Source organism: Pseudomonas sp. P39-UII1, assembly GCF_039672635.1.
Taxonomy (GTDB): Bacteria; Pseudomonadota; Gammaproteobacteria; order Pseudomonadales; family Pseudomonadaceae; genus Aquipseudomonas.
Genome location: NZ_JBDFPP010000009.1, coordinates 175,940 through 198,383, shown reverse-complemented (window position 1 = coordinate 198,383; position 22,444 = coordinate 175,940). Strand labels below are relative to the sequence as shown.

The following is a 22,444-nucleotide window of genomic DNA, read 5'->3' as shown; positions in this document are numbered from 1 at the left end:
GCGGCCAGTGATGCTTTCCCGATGCTCGAACAGTACGTCAAGAAGATCCTCACCTCGCGCGTCTACGACGTCGCTGTCGAAACCCCGCTGCAGAACGCCGGGCAGCTGAGCAAGCGCCTGGGCAACCATATTCTGCTCAAGCGTGAAGACCTGCAGCCGGTGTTCTCCTTCAAGATCCGTGGGGCGTACAACAAGCTGGCGCAACTGAGCCCTGAAGAGTTGGCGCGTGGCGTGGTTACTGCTTCGGCCGGCAACCATGCCCAGGGCCTGGCCCTGGCCGCGCGTGAAATGGGCATCAAGGCCACCATCGTGATGCCCAAGACCACGCCGGAGATCAAGGTCGAAGGCGTACGTTCGCGGGGCGGCAAGGTGGTCTTGCATGGCGATTCGTTCCCGGAGGCGCTGGCCTACTCGCTGAAGCTGGTCGATGAGAAGGGGTTGGTCTATGTCCACCCTTACGACGACCCGCACACCATCGCCGGCCAAGGCACCGTGGCCATGGAGATCCTGCGCCAGCAACCAGGCCAGCTGGACGCGATCTTCGTGCCGGTGGGCGGCGGCGGCCTGATCGCCGGCATCGCTGCCTACGTGAAATACCTGCGCCCGGAAATCAAGGTGATCGGCGTCGAGCCGGATGACTCCAACTGCCTGCAGGCGGCCATGGCCGCTGGCGAGCGCGTGGTACTGCCGCAGGTCGGGCTGTTTGCCGATGGCGTGGCGGTGGCGCAGATTGGCCAGCATACCTTTGATATCTGCCGGCTGTATGTGGATGACGTGGTGACTGTCAGCACTGACGAAATTTGTGCCGCAATCAAAGACATCTACGACGATACCCGCTCGATCACCGAACCTGCCGGGGCGTTGGGCGTCGCCGGTATCAAGAAGTACGTGGAGCTCACCGGTGTGAGCGGGCAGACGCTGGTCGCCATCGATTCGGGCGCCAACGTCAATTTCGACCGCCTGCGCCATGTCGCCGAGCGCGCCGAGCTGGGCGAGAAGCGCGAAGCAATCATTGCTGTGACCATCCCAGAGCGCCCGGGCAGCTTCAAGGCCTTCTGCGAGGCCATCGGCAAACGCCAGATCACCGAATTCAACTACCGCAAGCATACCTCCGACGAAGCCCACATCTTCGTTGGCGTGCAGACCCACCCGGAGAACGACCCGCGCGCTGCACTGGTGCAACAGTTGATCGATCAGGGTTTCCCGGTTACCGACCTGACCGACAACGAACTCGCCAAGCTGCACATCCGCCACATGGTCGGCGGCCATTCGGCCGGTGCCAGCGACGAGATCGTGCTGCGCTTCGAATTCCCCGAGCGGCCGGGAGCGTTGTTCAACTTCCTCAACAAGCTGGGCGGGCGCTGGAATATCTCGATGTTCCACTACCGCAACCATGGCGCGGCTGACGGCCGTGTGGTCGCTGGGCTGCAGGTGCCAGAAGACGAGCGCCACCTGGTGCCGGCAGCGCTGGCCAAGATCGGTTACCCGTACTGGGATGAAACCGACAACGCGGCCTACCGGCTGTTCCTGGGTTAAGCGGCTAAGCTTGGGCTGATGGCCCTTTTCGCGGGCTTACCCGCGAAAGAGGCGACGCGAAATAGCCTGCTGAAGGACAATTTGAAGATGGAACACCTGACCACCCTCAAGGCCCTGCACATCGTCGCTACCGCGCTGCTGCTTCTGGGCGCGCTGGGCCTGGCGATCTGGACCGTTCGCGCGCGCCGCCAGGGCGATGCCGAGGCCTATGCAAAACTGCTGCGCCGGCCGCTGGTGTTCGTCTGGCTCTTGATGGGCGCGTGCCTGGTGAGCATGCCGTTCACCGGCTGGTGGCTGGTGCACCTGGTGGGTTGGCCATTGGGGCAGACCTGGGTGCTGGCTTCAAGCGTCATCTATACGGTGGGCGCGTTTGCCGTGTGGTGGTTGCTGGTGCGCCTCAATCGGCTGCGCAAGGCCGAAGCGGTAGGGTTGCGGTTTACCCTGGCTTTGGCCGTTTTCAGCGGTGTTTGCTTTCTGTCCATTGCCGGGTTGATGGGCGCCAAGCCGGTCTGACAGCCTTCTGCTACACCGGCCGGCCTCTTCGCGGGGCAAGCCCGCTCCCGCAATGTCCTTGCAACACCGATCATTGTGGGAGCGGGCTTGCCCCGCGAAGAGGCCAGAACAGAACTGCCTCAATCTCTCAAAGAAACCACCGGCCAGCCGCGCCGTTCGGCCTCGGCCTGCAGGTTAGGGTCCGGGTCCACCGCCACCGCATGCGTCACGCGCTCCAGCAGGGGCAGGTCGTTCATCGAGTCGCTGTAGAAATAGCTGTCTTCCAGATCGAAGCCGTTCTCCAGCATCCAGCGCGCAAGCCGCGTCACCTTGCCTTCACGGAAACACGGTATATCGGTACTGCGCCCGGTATAGCGGCCATCCTGCATCTCGCATTCGGTCGCCAGCAGCACCCGCACGCCCAGGCGGCGGGCAATCGGTGCAGTGACGAAGCGGTTGGTGGCCGTAATGATCACCAGCTGGTCGCCGGCATCGCGGTGCTGCTGCAGCAAGGCCAATGCCTTGGGCAGGATGATCGGTTCGACGCAGTCACGCATGAAGTCGCGGTGCCATTGGTCGAGCTGGGCCGGCTCGGTCGCCGCGAGGATTTCCATGGAGAAGGCCAGGTAGGCCTGCAGGTCCAGGGTGCCGTTCAGGTAATCCTGGTAGAAGGCATCGTTGCGTTGTTTATAGGCGATCGGGTCCAGAATGCCCCGTTCGCACAAATAATCACCCCAGGCGTGGTCGCTGTCGCCACCAAGGAGGGTATTGTCCAGGTCGAATAAAGCCAGGCGCATCGTGGTCACTCGCATCAGCCACAGGGTAGGCCCGCAGAATACGGAGTTTTCACCGCGCTGCACATAAGCTTGGTGGGCGCGTTGCTGCGCTCGCAGGCTTTGTGGAACAATGCGGTGACATGCGTTTGCGAGGTTGCTGCCGTGATCGACCCGGATGGTTTTCGCCCAAATGTCGGGATCATTCTCACGAATGATGCCGGGCAGGTGCTATGGGCTCGGCGGATCAACCAGGATGCCTGGCAATTCCCGCAGGGTGGTATCAACCCTGACGAGACGCCGGAAGATGCCCTGTACCGCGAGCTGAACGAAGAAGTTGGCCTTGAACGCGATGATGTGGAAATTCTTGCCTGCACCCGCGGCTGGTTGCGTTATCGTTTACCCCAGCGACTGGTCCGTACCCACAGCCAACCGCTGTGCATCGGCCAGAAGCAGAAATGGTTTTTGCTGCGCCTGGTGAGCAATGAGCAACGGGTGCGGATGGACCTGACCGGCAAGCCCGAATTCGACGGCTGGCGCTGGGTCAGCTATTGGTATCCGCTGGGCCAGGTGGTGACCTTCAAGCGTGAAGTGTACCGCCGTGCCCTGAAAGAGCTTGCACCGCGTCTTCTGACGCGCGACTGACGACGGAGTTCGACCCCGAGCCATGCTCAATACGCTGCGCAAGATCGTCCAGGAAGTGAACTCCGCCAAAGATCTCAAGACGGCGTTGGGCATCATCGTCTTGCGCGTGAAGGAAGCCATGGGCAGCCAGGTCTGCTCGGTCTACCTGCTCGACCCAGAAACCAACCGCTTCGTGCTGATGGCCAGCGAAGGCCTGAACAAGCGTTCCATCGGCAAGGTCAGCATGGCCCCCAACGAGGGCCTGGTCGGCCTGGTCGGTACCCGGGAAGAGCCGCTGAACCTGGAAAACGCTGCGGACCACCCGCGTTATCGCTATTTTGCCGAAACCGGCGAAGAAAAATTTGCCTCATTCCTCGGTGCGCCGATCATCCACCACCGCCGCGTGGTCGGCGTGTTGGTCATCCAGCAGAAAGAACGCCGCCAGTTCGACGAGGGCGAAGAAGCCTTCCTGGTGACCATGAGTGCTCAGCTCGCCGGGGTTATCGCCCACGCCGAGGCTACCGGCTCCATTCGTGGCCTGGGCCGCCAGGGCAAGGGCATCCAGGAAGCGCGCTTCGTTGGCGTGCCCGGCTCGCCGGGTGCCGCTGTCGGGCGTGCGGTGGTCATGCTGCCGCCGGCCGATCTGGAAGTGGTGCCAGACAAGACTGTCGAAGACATCGACGCCGAACTCAAACTGTTCAACAACGCCCTCGAAGGCGTGCGCGCCGACATGCGCAAGCTCTCGGCCAAGCTGGCTACCCAGCTGCGCCCCGAAGAGCGTGCGCTGTTCGACGTGTACCTGATGATGCTCGAAGACGCAGCCCTGGGCGGTGAGGTGACCGAAGTCATCAAGACCGGCCAGTGGGCGCAGGGCGCCTTGCGCCAGGTGGTTGGCGAGCACGTCAACCGCTTCGAATTGATGGACGACGATTACCTGCGCGAGCGCGCCTCGGACGTCAAGGACCTCGGCCGCCGCCTGCTGGCCTACCTGCAGGAAGCCCGCTCGCAGTCGTTGGTGTATGCCGACAACACCATTCTGGTCAGCGAAGAACTGACCCCGGCAATGCTCGGCGAAGTGCCGGAAGGCAAGCTGGTCGGCCTGGTGTCGGTGCTGGGTTCGGGCAACTCCCACGTCGCCATCCTGGCCCGTGCCATGGGCATTCCGACGGTCATGGGCCTGGTCGACCTGCCGTATTCCAAGGTCGACGGCATCGAGCTGATCGTCGACGGTTACAAGGGCGAGGTATTTACCAACCCCAGCGATGTACTGCGCAAGCAATACAGCGAAGTGGTCGAAGAAGAGCGCCAGCTGGCCCAGGGCCTCGACGCGCTGCGTGAGCTGCCGTGCGTCACCCTCGACGGCCACCGCATGCCCCTGTGGGTCAACACCGGCCTGCTCGCCGATGTGGCCCGTGCCCAGCAGCGTGGTGCCGAAGGCGTGGGCCTGTACCGCACCGAAGTGCCGTTCATGATCAACCAGCGCTTCCCCAGCGAGAAAGAACAGCTGGCGATTTATCGCGAACAACTGGCGGCCTTCCACCCGCTGCCGGTGACCATGCGCACCCTCGATATCGGCGGTGACAAGTCGCTGTCGTACTTCCCGATCAAGGAAGAAAACCCGTTTTTGGGCTGGCGCGGCATCCGCGTCACCCTCGACCACCCGGAAATCTTCCTGGTCCAGACCCGCGCCATGCTCAAGGCCAGCGAGGGCCTGAACAACCTGCGCATTCTGCTGCCGATGATCTCTGGCATTCACGAACTGGAAGAGGCGCTGCACCTGATCCACCGTGCCTGGGGCGAGGTGCGCGACGAAGGCACCGACGTGCCAATGCCGCCGGTGGGCGTGATGGTCGAAATTCCGGCTGCGGTGTACCAGACCAAGGAACTGGCGCGGCAGGTGGACTTCCTGTCGGTCGGCTCCAACGACCTGACTCAGTACCTGCTGGCAGTCGACCGCAACAACCCGCGGGTAGCCGACCTGTACGACTACCTGCACCCGGCCGTGTTGCAGGCCTTGAATACCGTGGTGCGCGATGCCCATGGGGAAGGCAAGCCGGTGAGTATTTGCGGCGAGATGGCCGGTGACCCCGCAGCGGCAATCCTGTTGATGGCCATGGGTTTCGACAGCCTGTCGATGAACGCCACCAACCTGCCGAAGGTGAAGTGGATGCTGCGCCAGATCAACATGAGCAAGGCCAAGGAATTGCTGGCCGATGCCATGAGCCATGACAACCCGCAGGTTATCCACAGCTCGCTGCAGCTGGCGCTGAAAAACCTTGGCCTGGCGCGGATGATCGGGCCTGGGGCCAACAAGACCCTTTGAGATCCCACTATGGCTCTGCCAACACCGAACATTGTGGGAGCGGGCTTGCCCCGCGAAAGGGCCGGAACAAACACCCTCAAACCCGCAGCTCTACCTCGCCAAGGTGCCCGCCAAACGGCCCGAAACTGCGTTCGGTCAGCCGTCGTTTCCCCTGATCATCCACAATCAGCACTGTACTGGCCCTTGTTCCATAGTTCTGACTGGCAATAAACACACTCGACAACAGCTTTTCCGTTGCCAGGCCCACGCCAGTTTCTGGCAGTTCCCCGTCCGACGCCGGCTCAGCATCAGCCAGCAGCGCCAGCAGTTGCTGCGGTTCAGCTGAGTCCAGCAACCTCTCCAGCCCACGGCGGGCCTTCACCAGTTTCGGCCACGGCGTATCCAGCCCGGCATTGGAAAGCCCGTACACCCCAGGCGCCAGCAGGCGCGGAGCCGCTTCGCGAGCATGCAGGTACCCCAGCTGGCGCCCATCGCCCACCAGCAGGTTGAACCCCGAATACTGTTTGCTGCGGCTTGCGACCTGGTCCAGGTAGGCCTCGACGCCAAGTTCACCCTGCAGATACCCGGCCACCAGTTCGCCGCGTGAGCGCGGACCCAAGGGTTGCCCCGGGTCGCGAATGTTGGTCAGCGCGGCAAACCGCCCCTGCGGCCCCACGCCCAGCCATGTGCCGCCAGCCTCCAGGTCGCGTCCGGCATGCACGCCGGGTGCATCTTCCCAGCCCGTCAGGGCTTGAGTGGGCCGGGCATAGAACTCGTCGCGGTTGGCCGCCACGATCAGCGGCAGGGCATGCCCCGGCCGCCAGGCGAATACGATCAGGCACATCGGTTGGGCCTCTGTGTTTTCTGCCACTCTACCCACTGCAGCGGTGGCGATCCATCCTGTCACAGAGTTCACTAGAGCCTCGTGCCCGGCTTCCGTTACCATGCCGGATTGTTTTTCTCGGGGACGACGAATGGAGTTCGCACTCTATCTGCTATTGGGCGCCTGCGCAGGCGTGCTGGCGGGGCTGTTCGGCGTGGGCGGCGGCATCATCATCGTGCCGGTTCTGGTGTTCAGCTTCACCCTGCAGGGCTTCGACGCCTCGGTGCTTACCCACCTGGCGGTCGGTACTTCGCTGGCAACCATCGTCTTCACCTCCATCAACGCCGTGCTCGAGCACCATCGCCGGGGCGCGGTGCAATGGCCGATCTTCGCCTGGATGACCGTCGGTATCCTGCTCGGCGCCGGTGTGGGGGCCAAGACCGCCTCGCTGATCCAGGGCCCGCAGTTGCAGAAGATCATTGGCGTATTCGCGCTGATCATCGCGGCGCAGATGGCCTTGGACCTCAAACCCAAGGCCAGCCGTGGCATCCCTGGCAAGCCTGCGCTGATCGGTGCCGGTGGGGTGATCGGCTGGGCATCGGCGATCTTCGGTATCGGCGGTGGGTCGTTGACCGTGCCGTTCCTGACCTGGCGCAGCCTGCCGATGCAGCAGGCAGTGGCCACCTCGTCGGCCTGCGGCCTGCCGATCGCCATCGCCAGCGCCCTGAGCTTCATGTGGCTGGGCTGGCATGAAGAACACCTGCCTGCCCACAGCGTAGGCTACGTGTACCTGCCAGCGCTGGTCGGCATTGCCCTGACCAGCATGTTTTTTGCCCGCTTCGGCGCGCGCCTGGCGCACAAGTTGTCGCCGCGCCTGCTCAAGCGTCTGTTCGCCGCGCTGCTGTTCTGCGTTGGCCTGAGCTTTCTGATTTGAAACGAGAGGAATATGCATGCTGCCTTACCCGCAGATAGACCCCGTGGCCGTGGCCCTCGGGCCACTGAAAATCCACTGGTACGGCCTGATGTACCTGATCGGTATCGGCGGCGCCTGGTTGCTGGCTTCGCGCCGGCTCAACCGTTTCGACCCCACCTGGTCGCGTGAAAAGCTCTCCGACCTGGTGTTCTGGTTGTCGATGGGGGTGATCGTCGGCGGGCGCCTGGGTTACGTGCTGTTCTACGACCTGCATGCCTACCTGGCCAACCCGACGCTGATCTTCGAGGTGTGGAAGGGCGGCATGTCGTTCCACGGTGGCTTCATCGGCGTGATGCTGGCGGCGCTGTGGTTCGGCAAGCGCAACAACAAGTCGTTCTTCGAGCTCATGGACTTCGTCGCCCCGCTGGTGCCGATTGGCCTGGGTGCAGGGCGTATCGGCAACTTCATCAATGCCGAGCTGTGGGGCAAGGCAACCGACGTGCCGTGGGCGATGGTCTTCCCGCCGTTCAGCGACCCGGCCCAGTTGCCCCGTCATCCGTCGCAGCTGTACCAGTTTGCCCTGGAAGGTGTGGCATTATTCGTGATTCTCTGGTTGTACTCGCGCAAACCGCGCCCGACCATGGCCGTTTCCGGCATGTTCGCGCTGTTCTACGGGATTTTCCGGTTTATCGTGGAGTTCGTGCGAGTGCCTGACGCCCAGCTTGGCTACATCGCCTTCGGCTGGCTGACCATGGGTCAATTACTCTGCGTGCCGATGATCGCCGGTGGCCTGTTCTTGATCTGGTTGGCCTACAACCGCAAACCTACGGCAAAACCAGCCGTATGATTTTCACGGCAGGGGCGATCCCCCTGCCGTTCTTGTTACAGGAAAGTCATGAAACAGTATCTAGATCTGGTCCGCGACGTCATCGAAAACGGCACCCTGCAGGAAAACCGCACCGGCATCCGTACCATCAGCTTGCCAGGTGCCATGCTGCGTTTCGACCTGCAGAAGGGCTTCCCGGCTATCACTACCCGCAAGCTGGCGTTCAAGTCGGCAATCGGCGAGATGGTCGGCTTCCTGCGGGGCGTGAAAAACGCCGGTGAGTTCCGCGAGCTGGGCTGCAAGGTCTGGGACCAGAACGCCAACGAGAATGCCCAGTGGTTGGCCAACCCGTTCCGCCAGGGCCATGACGACCTCGGCGAAATATACGGCGTGCAATGGCGCCAGTGGCCGGGCTACAAGCGCGTTCCGCTGAACAACCCGGCAGCTATCGCGATGGCTGAAAAAGCCGGCTTCCGCAAGATTGCCCAGGACGAGGAAGACGGCCAGGCGTTCGTCATCCTGTACAAGGCCATCGACCAGGTACGTCAGTGCCTGGACACCATCGCCAACGACCCGGGCAGCCGCCGCATCCTGTTCCACGGCTGGAACTGCGCCCAGCTGGACGAAATGGCGCTGCCGCCGTGCCACTTGCTGTACCAGTTCCACCCGAACGTCGAGACCAGGGAAATCTCCCTGACCCTTTACATCCGTTCCAATGACCTGGGCCTGGGCACGCCGTTCAACCTGACCGAAGGCGCGGCGCTGCTGTCGCTGTTCGGCCGCCTGACCGGTTATACACCGCGCTGGTTCACCTACTTCATCGGCGACGCTCATGTGTACGAGAACCACCTGGACATGCTCAACGAGCAGCTCAAGCGCGAGCCGCTGGAAGCGCCGAAGCTGGTGATCAGCGACCGCGTGCCGGCGTTTGCCGAGACCGGCAGGTACGAGCCGGAGTGGCTGGAGAAGATCGAACCGAGCGACTTCAGCCTGGAAGGGTATGAGCACCACGCGCCGATGACGGCGCCGATGGCGGTTTGATCGACACGCCGGCAGCCCATCGCCGACGGTGATGGGCTGCGGGGCATCCTTCAGAGCGGAATGTTCGGCCCTCGGATGTCATTCGGCGGCGGTACATCCGGCACGCGCGGCAAGTGCGGTGGCGGCACGTCGGGCTTGAGGGTCACCGGTGGAACCACCGGCATGATGGTCGCATCATGGCCGCCAGCGACCAGCTCCAGCTCTTCGCTGCTGAGCGTGCGTGGGGTAGGCAGGGTTTCGCAAGGCATGGTTGTCACTCCTGTGTGGTCAGAGGTCACCGGTCCAACCGAACAGATCGTCAGGCCATTCGGGAAACTGCAGCGGCGGGTCGCTGGGGCGGTGCTCGCCGCCGCTTGCCTGTTCGGCTTCCTCTTCGCTCAGTTCACGTAGTGCGCCAAGGGTTGTGCTCATCGGTAGTACTCCCTGTTGAGAAAAGCCCCCCGATTATCTGCCCATCACCCACAGGTGACTGTAGGGCTGATGCCCTAGAAGCACAGTGCTATCAGTGGCCGTGGCTGCGGCCGACATGGGAGGGCTCGCCCTCAGGCACCGTGACCGCGCCGTTGACCTCCAACTGCTGCAAGATTGCGCATTCTGTGCCCTGGGCATTGCAGCGCCGACGCAATTCCATCAGTTGTTCCTGCAATGCGACCAACCCGTCGATGCGCGCCTGCACATGCTCGATGTGCTCGTCGATCAATGCATTGACGCTGCCGCATGAGCCTTCCGGGCTGTCGCGCAGGCGCAGCAGGCTGCGGATTTCGTCCAGGGTCATGTCCAAGGTGCGGCAGTTGCGGATGAAGGTCAGGCGCTCGACATGGGCCTGGGTGTACAGCCGATAGTTGCCGTCGGTGCGCGCCGGCTCCGGCAGCAGCTGTTCACGCTCGTAATAGCGGATGGTTTCCACGGCGCAGTCGGTGGCTTTGGCCAGTTCTCCGATCTTCATTGCGAAATCTCCAGCAAGTGGCTTGACCCTATAGTGGCTACAGGGTGTTCACTTGGCAACAGGCGTACATTAAGGATGACCCCATGAACCAGCCTGTCAGCCCCAACCATTCGCACGAGCACGACCACGACCACGCGCATGGCGGCGAGAGCCACTGCCACGACGCCCATGCTCACAGCTGCTGCGGCTCCAGTGCCGCACCGGCCCTCGTGCAACTGAGCGAAAAGGCCAGCGATACGGCCCGGCTCAGCCGTTTTCGTATTCAGGCCATGGACTGCCCCACCGAGCAGACGCTGATCCAGGACAAGCTGGGCAAGCTGGCCGGTATCGAGCAGCTGGAATTCAACCTGATCAACCGCGTGCTCGGCGTGCGCCACACCCTGGCCGGCACCGTCGACATCGAGCAGGCCATCGACAGCCTGGGCATGAAGGCTGAACCCTTGGCCGATGATCAGGAAGACAGCGCTGCCGCGCCACTACCGGTCAAAACCCGTTGGTTGCCGCTGGCGCTGTCCGGCGCTGCGGCGGTCGCTGCCGAAATCGTCCACTTCAGCGCCCTGGCACCGGAGTGGGTGGTGGCGGCGTTGGCGCTGGCGGCGATCCTCGGTTGTGGTTTAGGCACCTACAAGAAGGGCTGGATTGCCCTGAAGAACCGTAACCTCAACATCAACGCACTGATGAGCATCGCCGTGACCGGCGCCGTACTGATCGGCCAGTGGCCGGAGGCGGCGATGGTCATGGTGCTGTTCACCATCGCCGAATTGATCGAGACGCGCTCCCTGGACCGCGCCCGCAATGCCATTGGCGGGCTGATGCAGCTCACGCCGGACATGGCCACGGTGCAGCAGGCCGATGGCCAGTGGCGTGAGGTTGAAGTGCGCCAAGTGGCGCTCGGTGCGCAGGTACGGGTACGCCCCGGCGAGCGTATCGGCCTGGATGGCGAAGTGAGCAGTGGGCAATCCAGCGTCGATCAAGCGCCGATCACCGGCGAAAGCCTGCCAGTCGACAAGGCTGCAGGCGACAAGCTGTTCGCCGGCACCATCAACCAGGCCGGCGCCTTGGAATACCGTGTCACTGCAGCCGCAGGGCACTCCACTTTGGCGCGGATCATCAAAGCCGTCGAAGAAGCGCAGGGGGCCCGTGCACCTACCCAGCGTTTCGTCGATGCATTCTCGCGCATCTATACCCCGGTGGTGTTCGCCCTGGCTTTGGCGGTGGCGATCATCCCACCCCTGTTCCTGGCCGGCGCCTGGTTCGACTGGGTCTACCGCGCACTGGTACTGCTGGTGGTGGCGTGCCCGTGTGCGCTGGTGATTTCTACCCCTGTGACCATCGTCAGCGGCCTGGCTGCAGCTGCGCGCAAGGGTATCCTGATCAAGGGCGGCGTCTACCTGGAAGGGGGCCGCAAGCTGGACTTCCTGGCCCTGGACAAGACCGGCACCCTCACCCACGGCAAGCCGGTGCAAACCGATGCAAAGGTACTCGACCCGCTGTTCGAAGGCCGCGCCCAGGCACTGGCGGCCAGCCTGGCCGACCGCTCCGACCACCCGGTTTCAGCTGCCATTGCCCAGTTTGGCAAGGCGCAGGGGCTGGCCCTGAGTGAGGTCAGCGGCTTCGCCGCCCTGGCGGGGCGGGGCGTGCGCGGCGACATCGACGGCCACACCTACCACCTGGGCAACCATCGCCTGGTGGAGGAGTTAGGCCTGTGCTCGCCGCAGCTCGAAGCGCAACTGGATGAACTTGAGCGTCAGGGCAAGACCGTGGTGCTGTTGCTCGACCGCTCTGGGCCGCTGGCACTGTTTGCCGTGGCCGACACGGTCAAGGACACCAGCCGCCAGGCCATTGCCGAGTTGCACGCGCTGGGCATCAAGACGGTCATGCTGACCGGCGACAATCCGCATACCGCCCAGGCCATCGCTGCCCAGGTCGGCATCGACCGGGCCGAGGGCAACCTGTTGCCTGCCGACAAACTGACCACCATCGAGCAGCTGTATGCCCAGGGCCACCGGGTGGGCATGGTGGGGGACGGCATCAACGATGCGCCGGCCCTGGCCCGTGCCGAGATCGGGTTTGCCATGGCCGCTGCCGGTACCGACACCGCCATCGAGACCGCCGACGTGGCGCTGATGGATGACGACTTGCGCAAAATCCCGGCGTTCGTCAGGCTGTCGCGCCAAAGTGCGGCGATCCTGACGCAGAACATCGTTCTGGCGTTGGGCATCAAGGCCATATTCCTGGCGATCACCTTTGCCGGCATGGCCACCCTGTGGATGGCGGTGTTCGCCGACATGGGCGTCAGCCTGCTGGTGGTGTTCAACGGTCTGCGCCTGTTGCGCAAATGAGGTCATGCAATGCTGAGCGCCGAGCTCAAAGCTTTCTACATGGTGGCCCGCCTGGGCAGCATCACCCTGGCGGCGAAGAAGCTTGGGCTAAGCCAGCCGACGGTGACCACGCAGGTCCGTAACCTGGAGAGCCAGTACGCGGTAGAGCTGTTCTACCGCGGTGGCCGGCGCCTGGTGTTGAGCGAGGAGGGCGTGCGCCTGCTGCCGATGGTCAAGGCGCTGCTGCAGCAGGAGGCCGACATCGAGTTCGAACTGCGCAACAGCGGCCACTCCCAGGGTAGCCTGCGTATTGCCGCCACCGCGCCTTATTACATCCTCGACCTGGTGAAGATCTTCCGCGAGCGTCTGCCCCAGGTGGAAGTGGCGGTTGAGATCGGCAACTCGCAGCAGGTGCTGGAGATGCTCGAGGATTACCGTGTGGATATCGCCGCATCGTCGCAGTTGCTTGAAGACGCCCGCCTGGTACGGCGCGTGCTGGGGACCGACCCGCTGGTGGTGGCCATGCATCGCAATCATCCGTTGGCGCACCGCCAGGCGGTGTCCATCGACGTGGTGGCGGGGCACTGCCTGCTGATGCGCGAAAAGGGCTCGACCACTCGCAAGCTGACCGAACAGATGATGGCGGATGCCGGTGTGAAGGCCTCGGCGTTGCTGGAGATCGGCAGCCGCGAGTCGATCCGCGAGGCGGTGTTGCGCAATATCGGCATCAGCGTAATTGCCCGGCACGAGGTGCCGCACAACCCGGAGTTGCGAGTGCTGACGCTGGATAATGCACCGCTGATGCACGAGTACCTGTACTGCCTGAAGGAGCGGCGCCAGGCCCGACTGCCGGCGGCTTTCCTAGGGGTGGCGCAGGAAGTGGTGGGTTCACGGTTCTAGATGTGCGGCGGCCCTATCGCCGGCAAGCCCACTCCCACAGGTAGCCCACTGGCTTGGAGAGCTGTGGTGAACCTGTGGGAGCCGGCTTGCCGGCGATAGGGCCTCCAGGCCACTACAAAGTCTGCCTATACCACTATCACCCGCTTTTGCCTGAACGCCACAGAACCTTCGCACAGCCTTCCTAGCATGGCCCCATCCGTTCGATGAGGCCTCGCCATGAACCCCGCTACCCCAGGCGCACACATGAAAGTGCGCGGCATCCACAAGCGTTTCGGCGCCTTCACGGCGCTGAACGATGTCTCCCTGGATATCGCCGCCGGCGAACTGGTCTGCCTGCTCGGCCCTTCGGGTTGCGGCAAGACCACCCTGCTGCGCTGCATCGCCGGGCTTGAGCGCCAGGACCGTGGTGAGCTGTACATCGGCGAGCGCGATATCTCCGAACTGCCGCCCCAGGCCCGTGACTACGGCATCCTGTTCCAGTCCTACGCGCTGTTCCCCAACCTCACCGTCGAGGCCAACATCGCCTACGGCCTGGCCGGCAGCAGCCGTTACCAGAGCCGCCAGCGTGTGGCCGAAATGCTCGAACTGGTGGGCCTGGCCGGCAGCGAAAAGAAGTACCCCGGCCAGCTCTCCGGTGGTCAGCAGCAACGCGTGGCCCTGGCCCGCGCGCTGGCTCCGTCGCCTTCGCTGCTGTTGCTTGATGAGCCGATGTCGGCGCTGGATGCGCGTGTGCGTGAGCACCTGTGCACCGAGTTGCGCCAGTTGCAGCGCCAACTGGGCATCACCACGCTGATGGTCACCCACAACCAGGACGAAGCCATGCTCATGGCCGACCGCATCGCGGTGATGAACAACGGCCAGGTCGAGCAATACGCCACGCCGCAGGAGATCTACGATCAACCGGCCACGCCGTTCGTTGCCGAATTCGTCGGCCAGGGCAACTGGCTACCGTTCCAGCGCACTGGCGACAGCCATGCCCAGGTTGGCGCCATGCGCATGCGCCTGGCCCCCGGTGCGCCGCGTGCCAGCAGCGGCCGCTTGTTCTGCCGCCCGGAGGCGATCACCGTCAACCCGGTGATGCACGAAGAAAACCTGTTCCCGGCCAAGGTCCACGAAATCACTTTCCTCGGTAACCGCTGCCGCATGAGCTTCGAACTCGAAGCCCTGCCAGGGCATTGCCTGCTGGCCGAGCTGACCCCAGAAGCCATGCCGCGCCTGGGCTCGCAGGACATCTGGGTGGCGCTGCCGCCACAGAGCCTGCAGGTGTTTGCCTGAGATGGCCGCGCCAATGTCCCTGCCGCTCACCCAGGCCAAGCCCGCAGCGCGCAACGATGTCGCGCTGGGTGATCGGCTGTTCGTCGTCGGTGGCAAGAGCCTGCTGCTGATTCTGCTATTGCTGGCGGTGCTGATGCCATTGCTGGCGATCTTCTGGCGTGGCTTCAGTGGCGACGCCGGCCAGGGCGGCGGCCTGCTGGCGGCCCGTGAACTGTTTGCCAGCGAGAACTTCCACTGGCTGCTCGGCAATAGCCTGGCGGTGGCCTCCACCGTTGCCGCGATTGTGGTACCGCTGGCGTATCTGTTCGCTTACGCCTTGCAGCGTACGCTGATCCCGGCCAAAGGCGTGTGGCGGGGGATCTCGCTGCTGCCGCTGCTGGCGCCATCGATGTTGCCCGCCATTGCGCTGGTCTATCTGTTCGGTAACCAAGGGCTGCTGCGCGGGCTGCTCAGCGACAACATCTATGGCTTTTGGGGCATCGTCCTGGGCGAAGCCATCTACACCTTTCCGCATGCGCTGATGATCCTGCTCTCGTCCTTGTCGCTGGCCGATGCCCGCCTGTTCGATGCTGCCTCCAGCATGGGCGCCGGGCCGTGGCGGGCGTTTCGCAGCATTACCTGGCCGGCTACGCGCCAGGCCGTGTTCGCGGCGTTCTGCCTGGTGTTCACCCTCACCATCACCGACTTTGGAGTACCTGTGGTGGTCGGTGGCGATTATCAGGTGCTGGCGCTGGAGGCCTATAAAGCGGTGGTCGGCCAGCAGCAGTTCGGCCGTGGCGCGTTGATCGGCATGGTGCTGCTGGTGCCCGCCTTGCTGAGCTTTGCCGTCGACGCCTGGCTGCGCCGCCGCCAAGGCGATGCCATGAGCGGCCGTGCCCAGGCGTTCGAGCCCAAGCCCTCGCGCAGCCGTGATGCCTGCTACCTGGCCATCGTGATGCTGGTATGCGCAGTGCTGCTCGGGGTGATCGGCATGGCGGTGTACTCGTCGCTGGTCACCTTCTGGCCTTACAACATGACCTTGTCGCTCAAGCACTACATGTTCGAGGACACCGCAGGGGGTGGCTGGCTGGCGTATCGCAACAGCGTGACCATGGCCATCGCCACGGCGCTGATCGGCAGCCTGGTGATCTTTGCGGGTGCCTACCTGATGGAGAAGACCCAGGGCCAGCGCCTGCTCAACCAAGCCCTGCGCCTGCTCAGCTTCATCCCCATGGCGGTGCCCGGCCTGGTGCTGGGGCTGGGTTATGTCTTCTTCTTCAACCTCAACGGCAACCCATTGCATGTGTTCTACGGCAGCATGGGGCTGCTGGTGGTGTGCACCATCGCCCATTACCTGACCACTGCGCAGATGACCGCCACCACCGCGCTACGCCAGCTCGACGGTGAGTTCGAGGCCGCCGCGCTGTCACTCAAGGCGCCGCTGTACAAGCACTTCGTGCGGGTCACCGTGCCGATCTGCCTGCCCGCGTTGCTGGACATCATCCGCTACCTGTTCGTCTCGGCGATGACCACCGTCTCGGCAGCGATCTTCCTGTACAGCCCCGACACCATCCTTGCCGCCGTCGCCGTGCTGAACATGGACGATGCCGGTAACGTCGGCGGCGCTGCCGCCATGTCCACCCTGATTCTGCTGACCAGCGCCACTGCCTCCTTGTTGCTGGCCGGTGCATCCCGCGGCCTGCTGCGCCGCTCCCAGGCCTGGCGCCAGCGCGCGCCTGGCCATTGACCGACTGCCCACACTGACAGGAACCGCATCATGTTCAAGCCCCTCGCACTTGCCGCTGCCGTATCCGCCGTATTCAGCCTGCAGGCTTCGGCCGCCAGCACGCAGCTGACCGTCTACACCGCCCTGGAAGCCGAGCAGCTCAGGAGCTACAAGCAAGCCTTCGAAAAGGCCAACCCGGACATCGAGATCAAGTGGGTGCGTGACTCCACCGGCATCATCACGGCCAAGCTGCTGGCCGAGAAAGACCGCCCGCAGGCGGACGCGGTGTGGGGCCTGGCTGCCTCCAGCCTGGCCATTCTCGACCAGAATGGCATGCTCGAAGCCTACGCACCGAAGGACCTTGGCAAGATCTCCGCCAACTACCGCGACGCCGCCAACCCGCCGGCCTGGGTCGGCATGGACGTGTGGGCGGCGACCATCTGCTTCAACACCATCGAGGCCGAGAAGCAGGGCCTGAGCAAACCGGTGAGCTGGCAGGACCTGACCAAGCCGGAGTACAAGGGCAAGATCGTCATGCCCAACCCGGCCTCGTCCGGCACCGGCTTCCTGGACGTGAGCGCCTGGCTGCAGACCTTCGGCGAACCGCAGGGCTGGGCCTACATGGATGCTCTGCACCAGAACATCGGCCAGTATGTCCACTCCGGTTCCAAGCCGTGCAAGCTGGCGGCGGCGGGCGAATTCCCCATCGGTATTTCGTTCGAGTATCCGGCCGTGCAGCTCAAGCGCCAGGGTGCCCCGTTGGACATCGTATTGCCCAAGGAAGGGCTAGGCTGGGAGATCGAGGCGACCGCGCTGATCAAAGGCTCGCCGAAGGCCGAAGCCGCCAAGCGGCTGGCCGACTTCTCGGCAAGCCCTGCGGCCATGGAGCTGTACAAGGAAAACTTCGCCGTGCTCGCCGCCCCGGGCATCGCCAAGCCGCAGACCGAGCTGCCGGCCGACTATGAACAGCGGCTGATCAAGAACGATTTCGCCTGGGCCTCCAGGCACCGTGACGAGATCCTGGCCGAGTGGCGCAAGCGCTATGACGGCAAGTCGGAGAAGGTCGCTCAGCAGTAATTGGCCGATGGACGATATCCCGGCTGCCTGAGCCGGCCTCTTCGCGGGCAAGCCTGCGCCTGTAGGAGCGGGCTTGCCCGCGAAGAGGCCCTGACCGGCACCCTCAAATCTGCAAAACCAGTGCCTCCAGCTGTTCCTGCCGCTCAGCCTGATTCACCCGCGCCCCCGGGTTGAGCGTCGACCACTGCGGATGCGCCCGCGCCTTGTTCAAAGCCTCGGGCAGCTTGCCTTCGCGCCAGGCTTTTTCATCCAGCTCACCGAGGCGAATGCTGTTCTGCGCGGCATGCCCACGGCTGTCCAGCGCAGCCATCAACTGTTGCTGGCGCAGGGCCAACAGCCGCAGCACTGTATCGTCCACGGTCAGCTCTCGCTGCCCCTTCAGTTTGCCCATCAGCCGTGAGCCATAATTGCGTGCGGTCTGCAGCGCCCCCCCGGCAATGGCGCCGGCCAGCGCGGCAGCCCCTAGCGTCAGGCCGCCGACCAGCAAGTCGACGCCCGCTCCGGCCGCAGCCCCCGCCGCCACGCCGCTGCCCAGGCGTACGCCGAGCAACTTCAACGTTTCCGGGTTGAACAAGTCATCGCCCCAGCGCCCGTCCAGCAACGGCAGGTCAGCGGCATTGGCATCCTCGCGGCGAAACGCATAGAGCTTGAGCAACGCTTCTACACAGCGCTGTTCACGCTGGCGTACATCCTGGCGCAGTGCTTCGATAGCCTGAGCCTCGGCAGCAGGTTCGGCTGCAACGCTGCGCCGGCAAGCGGCGCAGTCCAGCAGCAACTCGGCGATCAGCCGCTTGCCGCTTTGTTGGCGGGCGAGGCGTTGCGCCTGTTGGTCGTCGATCAACCGTTGCAGGGCCGGGCGGGCGTCCTCCAGCAGCAAGGCCAGGCTTTCGTAAAGGCGGCGTTCGCCATCTTCCGGGGGCGCCACGCTGTCGAACCGCACCAGCGCATGCAGGCCCAGGCGGGCCAGGGCATCACGCCATTCGGGCTCGCGGTGCTGGCTGCTGGCGACGAAGTTGAGCACCGGCAGCAGCGGTTTGCCGCAACTGGCCAGCACTTCCAGTTCGTCGCGGTACTTGGCCAGCACCGGCTCGCGGGCGTCGATCACATACAGCCCGGCGTTGCTGGCCAGCAACTGGCGCAGCACCTTGGCCTCCTGCTCGAAGCGCTGGCGCGCCTCGCTGCCTTGCAGAAAGCGCTCCAGGCGAGCCGGGCCGTCGAGGCGCTCGCCCGGGCGCTCCAGGCGCTCCAGGTAATCGAGCAGGGCAATGGCATCTTCCAGGCCAGGGGTGTCGTAGAGTTCGAGCAGCGCTTCGCCGTCCACCGACAGGCGTGCGCCTTCGACGTGGCGAGTGGTGCTTGGGCGATGGGAGACCTCGCCGAAGCCCACATCGCGGGTAAGCGTGCGCAGCAACGAGGTCTTGCCGACATTGGTGTGGCCGACCACGGCCAGTTTCAGCGGCTCAGTCATGGCCATGCTCCAGCCAGGTCAGCGGTGAGGTTTCAGCGTGGGGCAGGCCGAGGCGGTCCAGTGCTTCGTGCCAGTCGCCCAGGCGCTCGGCGTCCAGGGCCTGGCCGGGTGCCGCCTGCAGTAACCAGATGCGCGTGGCCGCGGCGTTGCGCGCCAGCTCCGCCAGCAATGCCAGGCTGCCACGGTCGGGCGAGCGGCGGGGGTCGCAGGCGATGGCCAGGCGCGCCGGGGGGAAGCGGCTGAGCTGTTCCAGCAGGCGATTGCGCGATTCGCGGCTGTCGAGCACGCCGGCATCGGTCACACTTTTGGGCAGCGCAGGTGGCCATGGGCGCTGGTCGTCCAGCTCCAGCCCGACCAGCAGGGCACCGCTGCTGCCGGTTTCCAACTGGCCGGCCTCGAACTGCGGCAGGGCTTGCGGGGCTGCGTCCTGCACGCCGATACGCTCACTGCGTGGCATCAGTGCTTCGCGCAGTTGGGCGTAACCGGGCAGGCTGAGGTCCAGGGCCAGGCGTTCACGACCCTGGCGCCAGCGCCACAGGCACAGCCCGGCCAGTATCAGGCGCGGCAGCAGGCCATACACCAGTACCACGCCGAGCAACCAGCTGGCCCAGGCCTGGCGGGCCACATCCAGAGCCGGCAGGGCGTCGCCGCTGGTGCGGATCATGCTCTCGTCCGGCACGGCGAAGCCGAGCAGCGAGGGCAGCGCGCCGAGGGTTTGAGTCAGCTGTACAAAGGGCTCTGCAGCGAGCAGGGTGGTTTCCCAGACGAAGCCATAGCGCCGGGTGGCGAGCAGCGCCAGCAGCAGCGCCAGCGCACTGAGCATGGCCAGGGCCCATAAGCTGTGCACCAGCAGGCCCAACAGCCAACGGTTCAGGCGCTGGCGTTGCAACAGCACCAGCAATGCTGGCGCCAGGTGCGCGGCCTTGGCATCGCGGGCAAAACGTTCGCTCAGCCACAACCACAGGCGCCCAAGGCTGGCGCCGTGTTCGCCGCTCAAGATAAGGCCCGCAGCCCAACCCAGCAGCATCAGCAGGTTCAGCCCGAGCAGGCTGCCCAACGCCCAGAATACGTTGACCGGGCGCTGCCCATCGCCAAGGGCGGCAAAGGCCAGGCCCGCGCCGCTGATCACGGCCAGCAGCAGCAACGCCAGCAGCGCCAGGCGCGCGCCTTGCTTCCAGTGAAGCAGGGCGGTGGTCATGCCGTCACGTTCGGCCAGGAACAGTGCGCGCGCCTCTATGCGCGTGGCCAGGTCGCCACCCTGTTGGCGTGCGTGGCGGTTGGCTTCCTGGTCCTCCAGGGGGCCGGCGTGTTCCTCGCGCAGGCGTACCGCTTCGGTGAGCCAGCGCGTGTCCAGTGGAGTCGGTCCAGTCACAAGGTCTTCCATTGCACGGTTCAGGGCAGAAGCATAACCCACCGCGGGTTTGCTATCCTCGCCGGCATGACCACTTCACTTCCCCTCAGCCTGATTGCGGCGCTCGCCGAGAACCGCGTGATCGGCATCGACAACTCCATGCCCTGGCACTTGCCGGGGGACTTCAAGTACTTCAAGGCCACCACCCTGGGCAAGCCGATCATCATGGGCCGCAAGACCTGGGACTCGCTCGGCCGGCCGCTGCCGGGGCGTTTGAATATCGTGGTCAGCCGCCAACCGGGCCTGCAACTGGCCGGCGCCGAGGTTTTCGCCTCGCTGGAAGACGCAATTGTGCGCGCCGAGCAGTGGGCACGCGTACAGGGCGTGGAGGAGCTGATGCTGATCGGCGGCGCGCAGCTGTATGCACAGGCGCTGGAGAAGGGCGTGGTGAGCCGCATGTACCTGACCCGGGTGGAGCTTGAACCGGAAGGCGATGCGTGGTTCCCCGCGTTCGACAAGGGGCAGTGGCAACTGGCATCGAGTGAAGCGCAGGCAGAGGCCGGCAAGCCTGCGTATCACTTCGAGGTGTGGAACAAGGTGTGATGCTGCTGGGGCCGCCTTAGCGGCCCCAGCTGTTTCAGGAGTGGCTCAACTCGGCGTGCTCATCGTCAGCCAGCACAGCCTTGTCGGTCTCCTTGAGCAGTTGGCTGGTCACCACGCCTGCGGTCATCGAGCCATTGACGTTCAACGCCGTGCGGCCCATGTCGATCAACGGCTCGACCGAAATCAGCAGAGCCACCAGTTCTACCGGCAGGCCCATGGCTGGCAGCACGATCAGCGCCGCGAAGGTTGCACCACCGCCCACGCCGGCAACGCCTGCCGAGCTGAGTGTGACGATGGCCACCAAGGTTGCGATCCACAGCGGGTCGAAGGTGTCGATGCCCACTGCCGGGGCCACCATCACCGCCAGCATCGCCGGGTACAGGCCCGCGCAGCCGTTCTGGCCAATGGTCGTACCGAACGATGCGCTGAAGCTGGCGATCGACTGAGGCACGCCCAGGCGACGGGTCTGGGCCTCGATGTTCAGCGGGATGCTGGCTGCGCTGGAGCGGCTGGTGAAGGCGAAGGTCAGCACCGGCCACACCTTGCGGAAGAAGCGCAGCGGGCTGACGCCGGTGGCGGCGAGGATGATGCCGTGCACCACGAACATCAGGCCCAGGCCGATGTACGACACCACCACGAAGCTGCCCAGTTTGAGGATGTCATCCAGGTTGGAGCTGGCCACGACCTTGGTCATCAGCGCCAGCACGCCGTACGGGGTAAGTTTCATCACCACGCGCACCAGGCGCATTACCCAGGCTTGCAGGGTGTCGATGGCCGACAGGGCGCGCTGGCCTTTCTCGGCATCGTCCTTGATCAGTTGCAGCGCGGCCAGGCCTACGAACACGGCGAAGATCACCACGCTGATGATCGAGGTTGGTTTGGCCCGTGCCAGGTCGCCCACCGGGTTGCTCGGGATGAACGACAGCAGCAATTGCGGGATGTTGAGGTCCGCGACCTTGCCCGCGTAATCACTGTGGATAACTTGCATGCGCGCGCTTTCCTGGGCGCCGGCGACCAAACCTTCGGCGCTAAGGCCGAACAGGTTGGTCAGCACGATGCCGATCAGCGCGGCGATGGCGGTGGTCAGCAGCAGCGTGCCGATGCTCAGCACGCTGATGCGGCCGAGCGATGAAGCATTGTGCAAGCGCGCCACGGCGCTGAGGATCGAGGCGAAGATCAGCGGCATGACGATCATCTGCAGCAGGCCGACGTAGCCGTTACCGACCAGGTCGAGCCAGCCGATGGTGGCTTTCAGCACCGGGTGGCCAGCACCGTAAATGGTGTGCAGCACCAGGCCGAAACCTACGCCCAGTGCCAGGCCGAGCAGGACCTTCTTGGCCAGGCTCCAGTCGGTACGGCGGGTTTGCGCCAGGCCCAGCAGCAGGGCCAGGAACGCCAGCAGGTTGAGAGACAGCGGCAGGTTCATTGAAGCTCCAGGAAAAAGCAGAAGAGGCATCGCCTCTGTGAG

General features: G+C 64.4%; 21 protein-coding genes. 13 read left to right on the top strand and 8 right to left on the bottom strand.

Features of this window, described 5'->3' with window-relative positions:
* Positions 1-21: 21 nt before the first annotated feature.
* Complete coding sequence (gene ilvA / locus ABEH27_RS14340; RefSeq protein ID WP_346614209.1) at positions 22-1,536, top strand: threonine ammonia-lyase, biosynthetic; 1,515 nt, start codon at positions 22-24, stop codon at positions 1,534-1,536.
* An 87-nt stretch (positions 1,537-1,623) separates the two neighbouring features.
* Positions 1,624-2,049, top strand: coding sequence for a DUF2269 domain-containing protein (locus ABEH27_RS14335; protein WP_346614208.1), 426 nt, complete (start codon positions 1,624-1,626; stop codon positions 2,047-2,049).
* A 119-nt stretch (positions 2,050-2,168) separates the two neighbouring features.
* On the opposite strand, the gene ABEH27_RS14330 is transcribed toward ABEH27_RS14335, so the two are convergent.
* Positions 2,169-2,825 carry an HAD family hydrolase gene (locus ABEH27_RS14330; RefSeq protein WP_346614207.1) on the bottom strand — a complete coding sequence of 219 codons (657 nt, stop codon included), beginning with the start codon at positions 2,823-2,825 and terminating at the stop codon, positions 2,169-2,171.
* Positions 2,826-2,966: 141 nt separating this feature from the next.
* Between ABEH27_RS14330 and ABEH27_RS14325 the strand changes: the two genes are divergently transcribed.
* Together ABEH27_RS14325 and ptsP are read left to right on the top strand one after the other, a co-directional pair.
* Positions 2,967-3,446 carry an RNA pyrophosphohydrolase gene (locus ABEH27_RS14325; RefSeq protein ID WP_003249017.1) on the top strand — a complete coding sequence of 160 codons (480 nt, stop codon included), beginning with the start codon at positions 2,967-2,969 and terminating at the stop codon, positions 3,444-3,446.
* 22 nt (positions 3,447-3,468) lie between these two features.
* Positions 3,469-5,748 carry a phosphoenolpyruvate--protein phosphotransferase gene (ptsP, locus tag ABEH27_RS14320; protein ID WP_346614206.1) on the top strand — a complete coding sequence of 760 codons (2,280 nt, stop codon included), beginning with the start codon at positions 3,469-3,471 and terminating at the stop codon, positions 5,746-5,748.
* 76 nt (positions 5,749-5,824) lie between these two features.
* Here the strand turns inward: ptsP and ABEH27_RS14315 are convergent, their stop codons facing one another.
* On the bottom strand, positions 5,825-6,571 hold the full coding sequence (locus tag ABEH27_RS14315) for an NRDE family protein (RefSeq protein ID WP_346614205.1): 747 nt from the start codon (positions 6,569-6,571) through the stop codon (positions 5,825-5,827).
* A 130-nt stretch (positions 6,572-6,701) separates the two neighbouring features.
* On the opposite strand from ABEH27_RS14315, the gene ABEH27_RS14310 reads away from it, so the two are divergent.
* From ABEH27_RS14310 to ABEH27_RS14300, 3 genes are read left to right on the top strand one after another with little or no spacing between them, the layout of a single operon-like run.
* On the top strand, positions 6,702-7,484 hold the full coding sequence (locus ABEH27_RS14310; protein WP_346614204.1) for a sulfite exporter TauE/SafE family protein: 783 nt from the start codon (positions 6,702-6,704) through the stop codon (positions 7,482-7,484).
* A gap of 16 nt (positions 7,485-7,500) precedes the next feature.
* Complete coding sequence (gene lgt / locus ABEH27_RS14305) at positions 7,501-8,310, top strand: prolipoprotein diacylglyceryl transferase (RefSeq protein ID WP_346614203.1); 810 nt, start codon at positions 7,501-7,503, stop codon at positions 8,308-8,310.
* Positions 8,311-8,358: 48 nt separating this feature from the next.
* Positions 8,359-9,330 carry a thymidylate synthase gene (locus ABEH27_RS14300; RefSeq protein ID WP_346614202.1) on the top strand — a complete coding sequence of 324 codons (972 nt, stop codon included), beginning with the start codon at positions 8,359-8,361 and terminating at the stop codon, positions 9,328-9,330.
* 50 nt (positions 9,331-9,380) lie between these two features.
* On the opposite strand, the gene ABEH27_RS14295 is transcribed toward ABEH27_RS14300, so the two are convergent.
* The 3 genes from ABEH27_RS14295 to cadR form a co-directional block, all read right to left on the bottom strand.
* Complete coding sequence (locus ABEH27_RS14295; protein WP_346614201.1) at positions 9,381-9,578, bottom strand: hypothetical protein; 198 nt, start codon at positions 9,576-9,578, stop codon at positions 9,381-9,383.
* A 19-nt stretch (positions 9,579-9,597) separates the two neighbouring features.
* Entirely contained in the window at positions 9,598-9,741 is a 144-nt protein-coding gene (locus ABEH27_RS14290; RefSeq protein WP_346614200.1) for a hypothetical protein, read from the bottom strand.
* Positions 9,742-9,832: 91 nt separating this feature from the next.
* Positions 9,833-10,276 carry a cadmium resistance transcriptional regulator CadR gene (gene cadR, locus ABEH27_RS14285; protein WP_346614199.1) on the bottom strand — a complete coding sequence of 148 codons (444 nt, stop codon included), beginning with the start codon at positions 10,274-10,276 and terminating at the stop codon, positions 9,833-9,835.
* 83 nt (positions 10,277-10,359) lie between these two features.
* On the opposite strand from cadR, the gene ABEH27_RS14280 reads away from it, so the two are divergent.
* From ABEH27_RS14280 to ABEH27_RS14260, 5 genes are all read left to right on the top strand, one after another.
* Positions 10,360-12,618 carry a heavy metal translocating P-type ATPase gene (locus tag ABEH27_RS14280; protein WP_346614198.1) on the top strand — a complete coding sequence of 753 codons (2,259 nt, stop codon included), beginning with the start codon at positions 10,360-10,362 and terminating at the stop codon, positions 12,616-12,618.
* A gap of 9 nt (positions 12,619-12,627) precedes the next feature.
* Positions 12,628-13,497: a LysR family transcriptional regulator gene (locus ABEH27_RS14275; protein WP_346614197.1), complete on the top strand. Its 870-nt coding sequence runs from the start codon at positions 12,628-12,630 to the stop codon at positions 13,495-13,497.
* Between the two features lie 216 nt (positions 13,498-13,713).
* Positions 13,714-14,772: a putative 2-aminoethylphosphonate ABC transporter ATP-binding protein gene (locus ABEH27_RS14270; protein WP_346614196.1), complete on the top strand. Its 1,059-nt coding sequence runs from the start codon at positions 13,714-13,716 to the stop codon at positions 14,770-14,772.
* Position 14,773: 1 nt separating this feature from the next.
* Entirely contained in the window at positions 14,774-16,498 is a 1,725-nt protein-coding gene (locus ABEH27_RS14265; protein ID WP_346614195.1) for a putative 2-aminoethylphosphonate ABC transporter permease subunit, read from the top strand.
* Between the two features lie 30 nt (positions 16,499-16,528).
* The gene (locus tag ABEH27_RS14260) at positions 16,529-17,554 is read left to right on the top strand and encodes a putative 2-aminoethylphosphonate ABC transporter substrate-binding protein (RefSeq protein ID WP_346614194.1); all 1,026 of its coding nucleotides are present in this window, start codon (positions 16,529-16,531) and stop codon (positions 17,552-17,554) included.
* 103 nt (positions 17,555-17,657) lie between these two features.
* On the opposite strand, the gene ABEH27_RS14255 is transcribed toward ABEH27_RS14260, so the two are convergent.
* Both ABEH27_RS14255 and ABEH27_RS14250 read right to left on the bottom strand, forming a co-directional pair.
* Complete coding sequence (locus tag ABEH27_RS14255; protein ID WP_346614193.1) at positions 17,658-19,022, bottom strand: GTPase/DUF3482 domain-containing protein; 1,365 nt, start codon at positions 19,020-19,022, stop codon at positions 17,658-17,660.
* Positions 19,015-20,406 (bottom strand): DUF2868 domain-containing protein, encoded by a 1,392-nt coding sequence (locus ABEH27_RS14250; RefSeq protein WP_346614192.1) that lies wholly within the window; start codon positions 20,404-20,406, stop codon positions 19,015-19,017. The genes ABEH27_RS14255 and ABEH27_RS14250 overlap by 8 nt, the downstream gene beginning before the upstream one ends.
* Before the next feature lie 54 nt (positions 20,407-20,460).
* Here ABEH27_RS14250 and ABEH27_RS14245 point away from each other — a divergent pair, with 54 nt between their 5' ends.
* Positions 20,461-20,976 (top strand): dihydrofolate reductase, encoded by a 516-nt coding sequence (locus ABEH27_RS14245; protein WP_346614191.1) that lies wholly within the window; start codon positions 20,461-20,463, stop codon positions 20,974-20,976.
* Positions 20,977-21,010: 34 nt separating this feature from the next.
* Here ABEH27_RS14245 and ABEH27_RS14240 read toward each other — a convergent pair whose 3' ends face one another.
* Positions 21,011-22,402: an L-cystine transporter gene (locus tag ABEH27_RS14240; RefSeq protein WP_346614190.1), complete on the bottom strand. Its 1,392-nt coding sequence runs from the start codon at positions 22,400-22,402 to the stop codon at positions 21,011-21,013.
* Between the last annotated feature and the right edge of the window lie 42 nt (positions 22,403-22,444).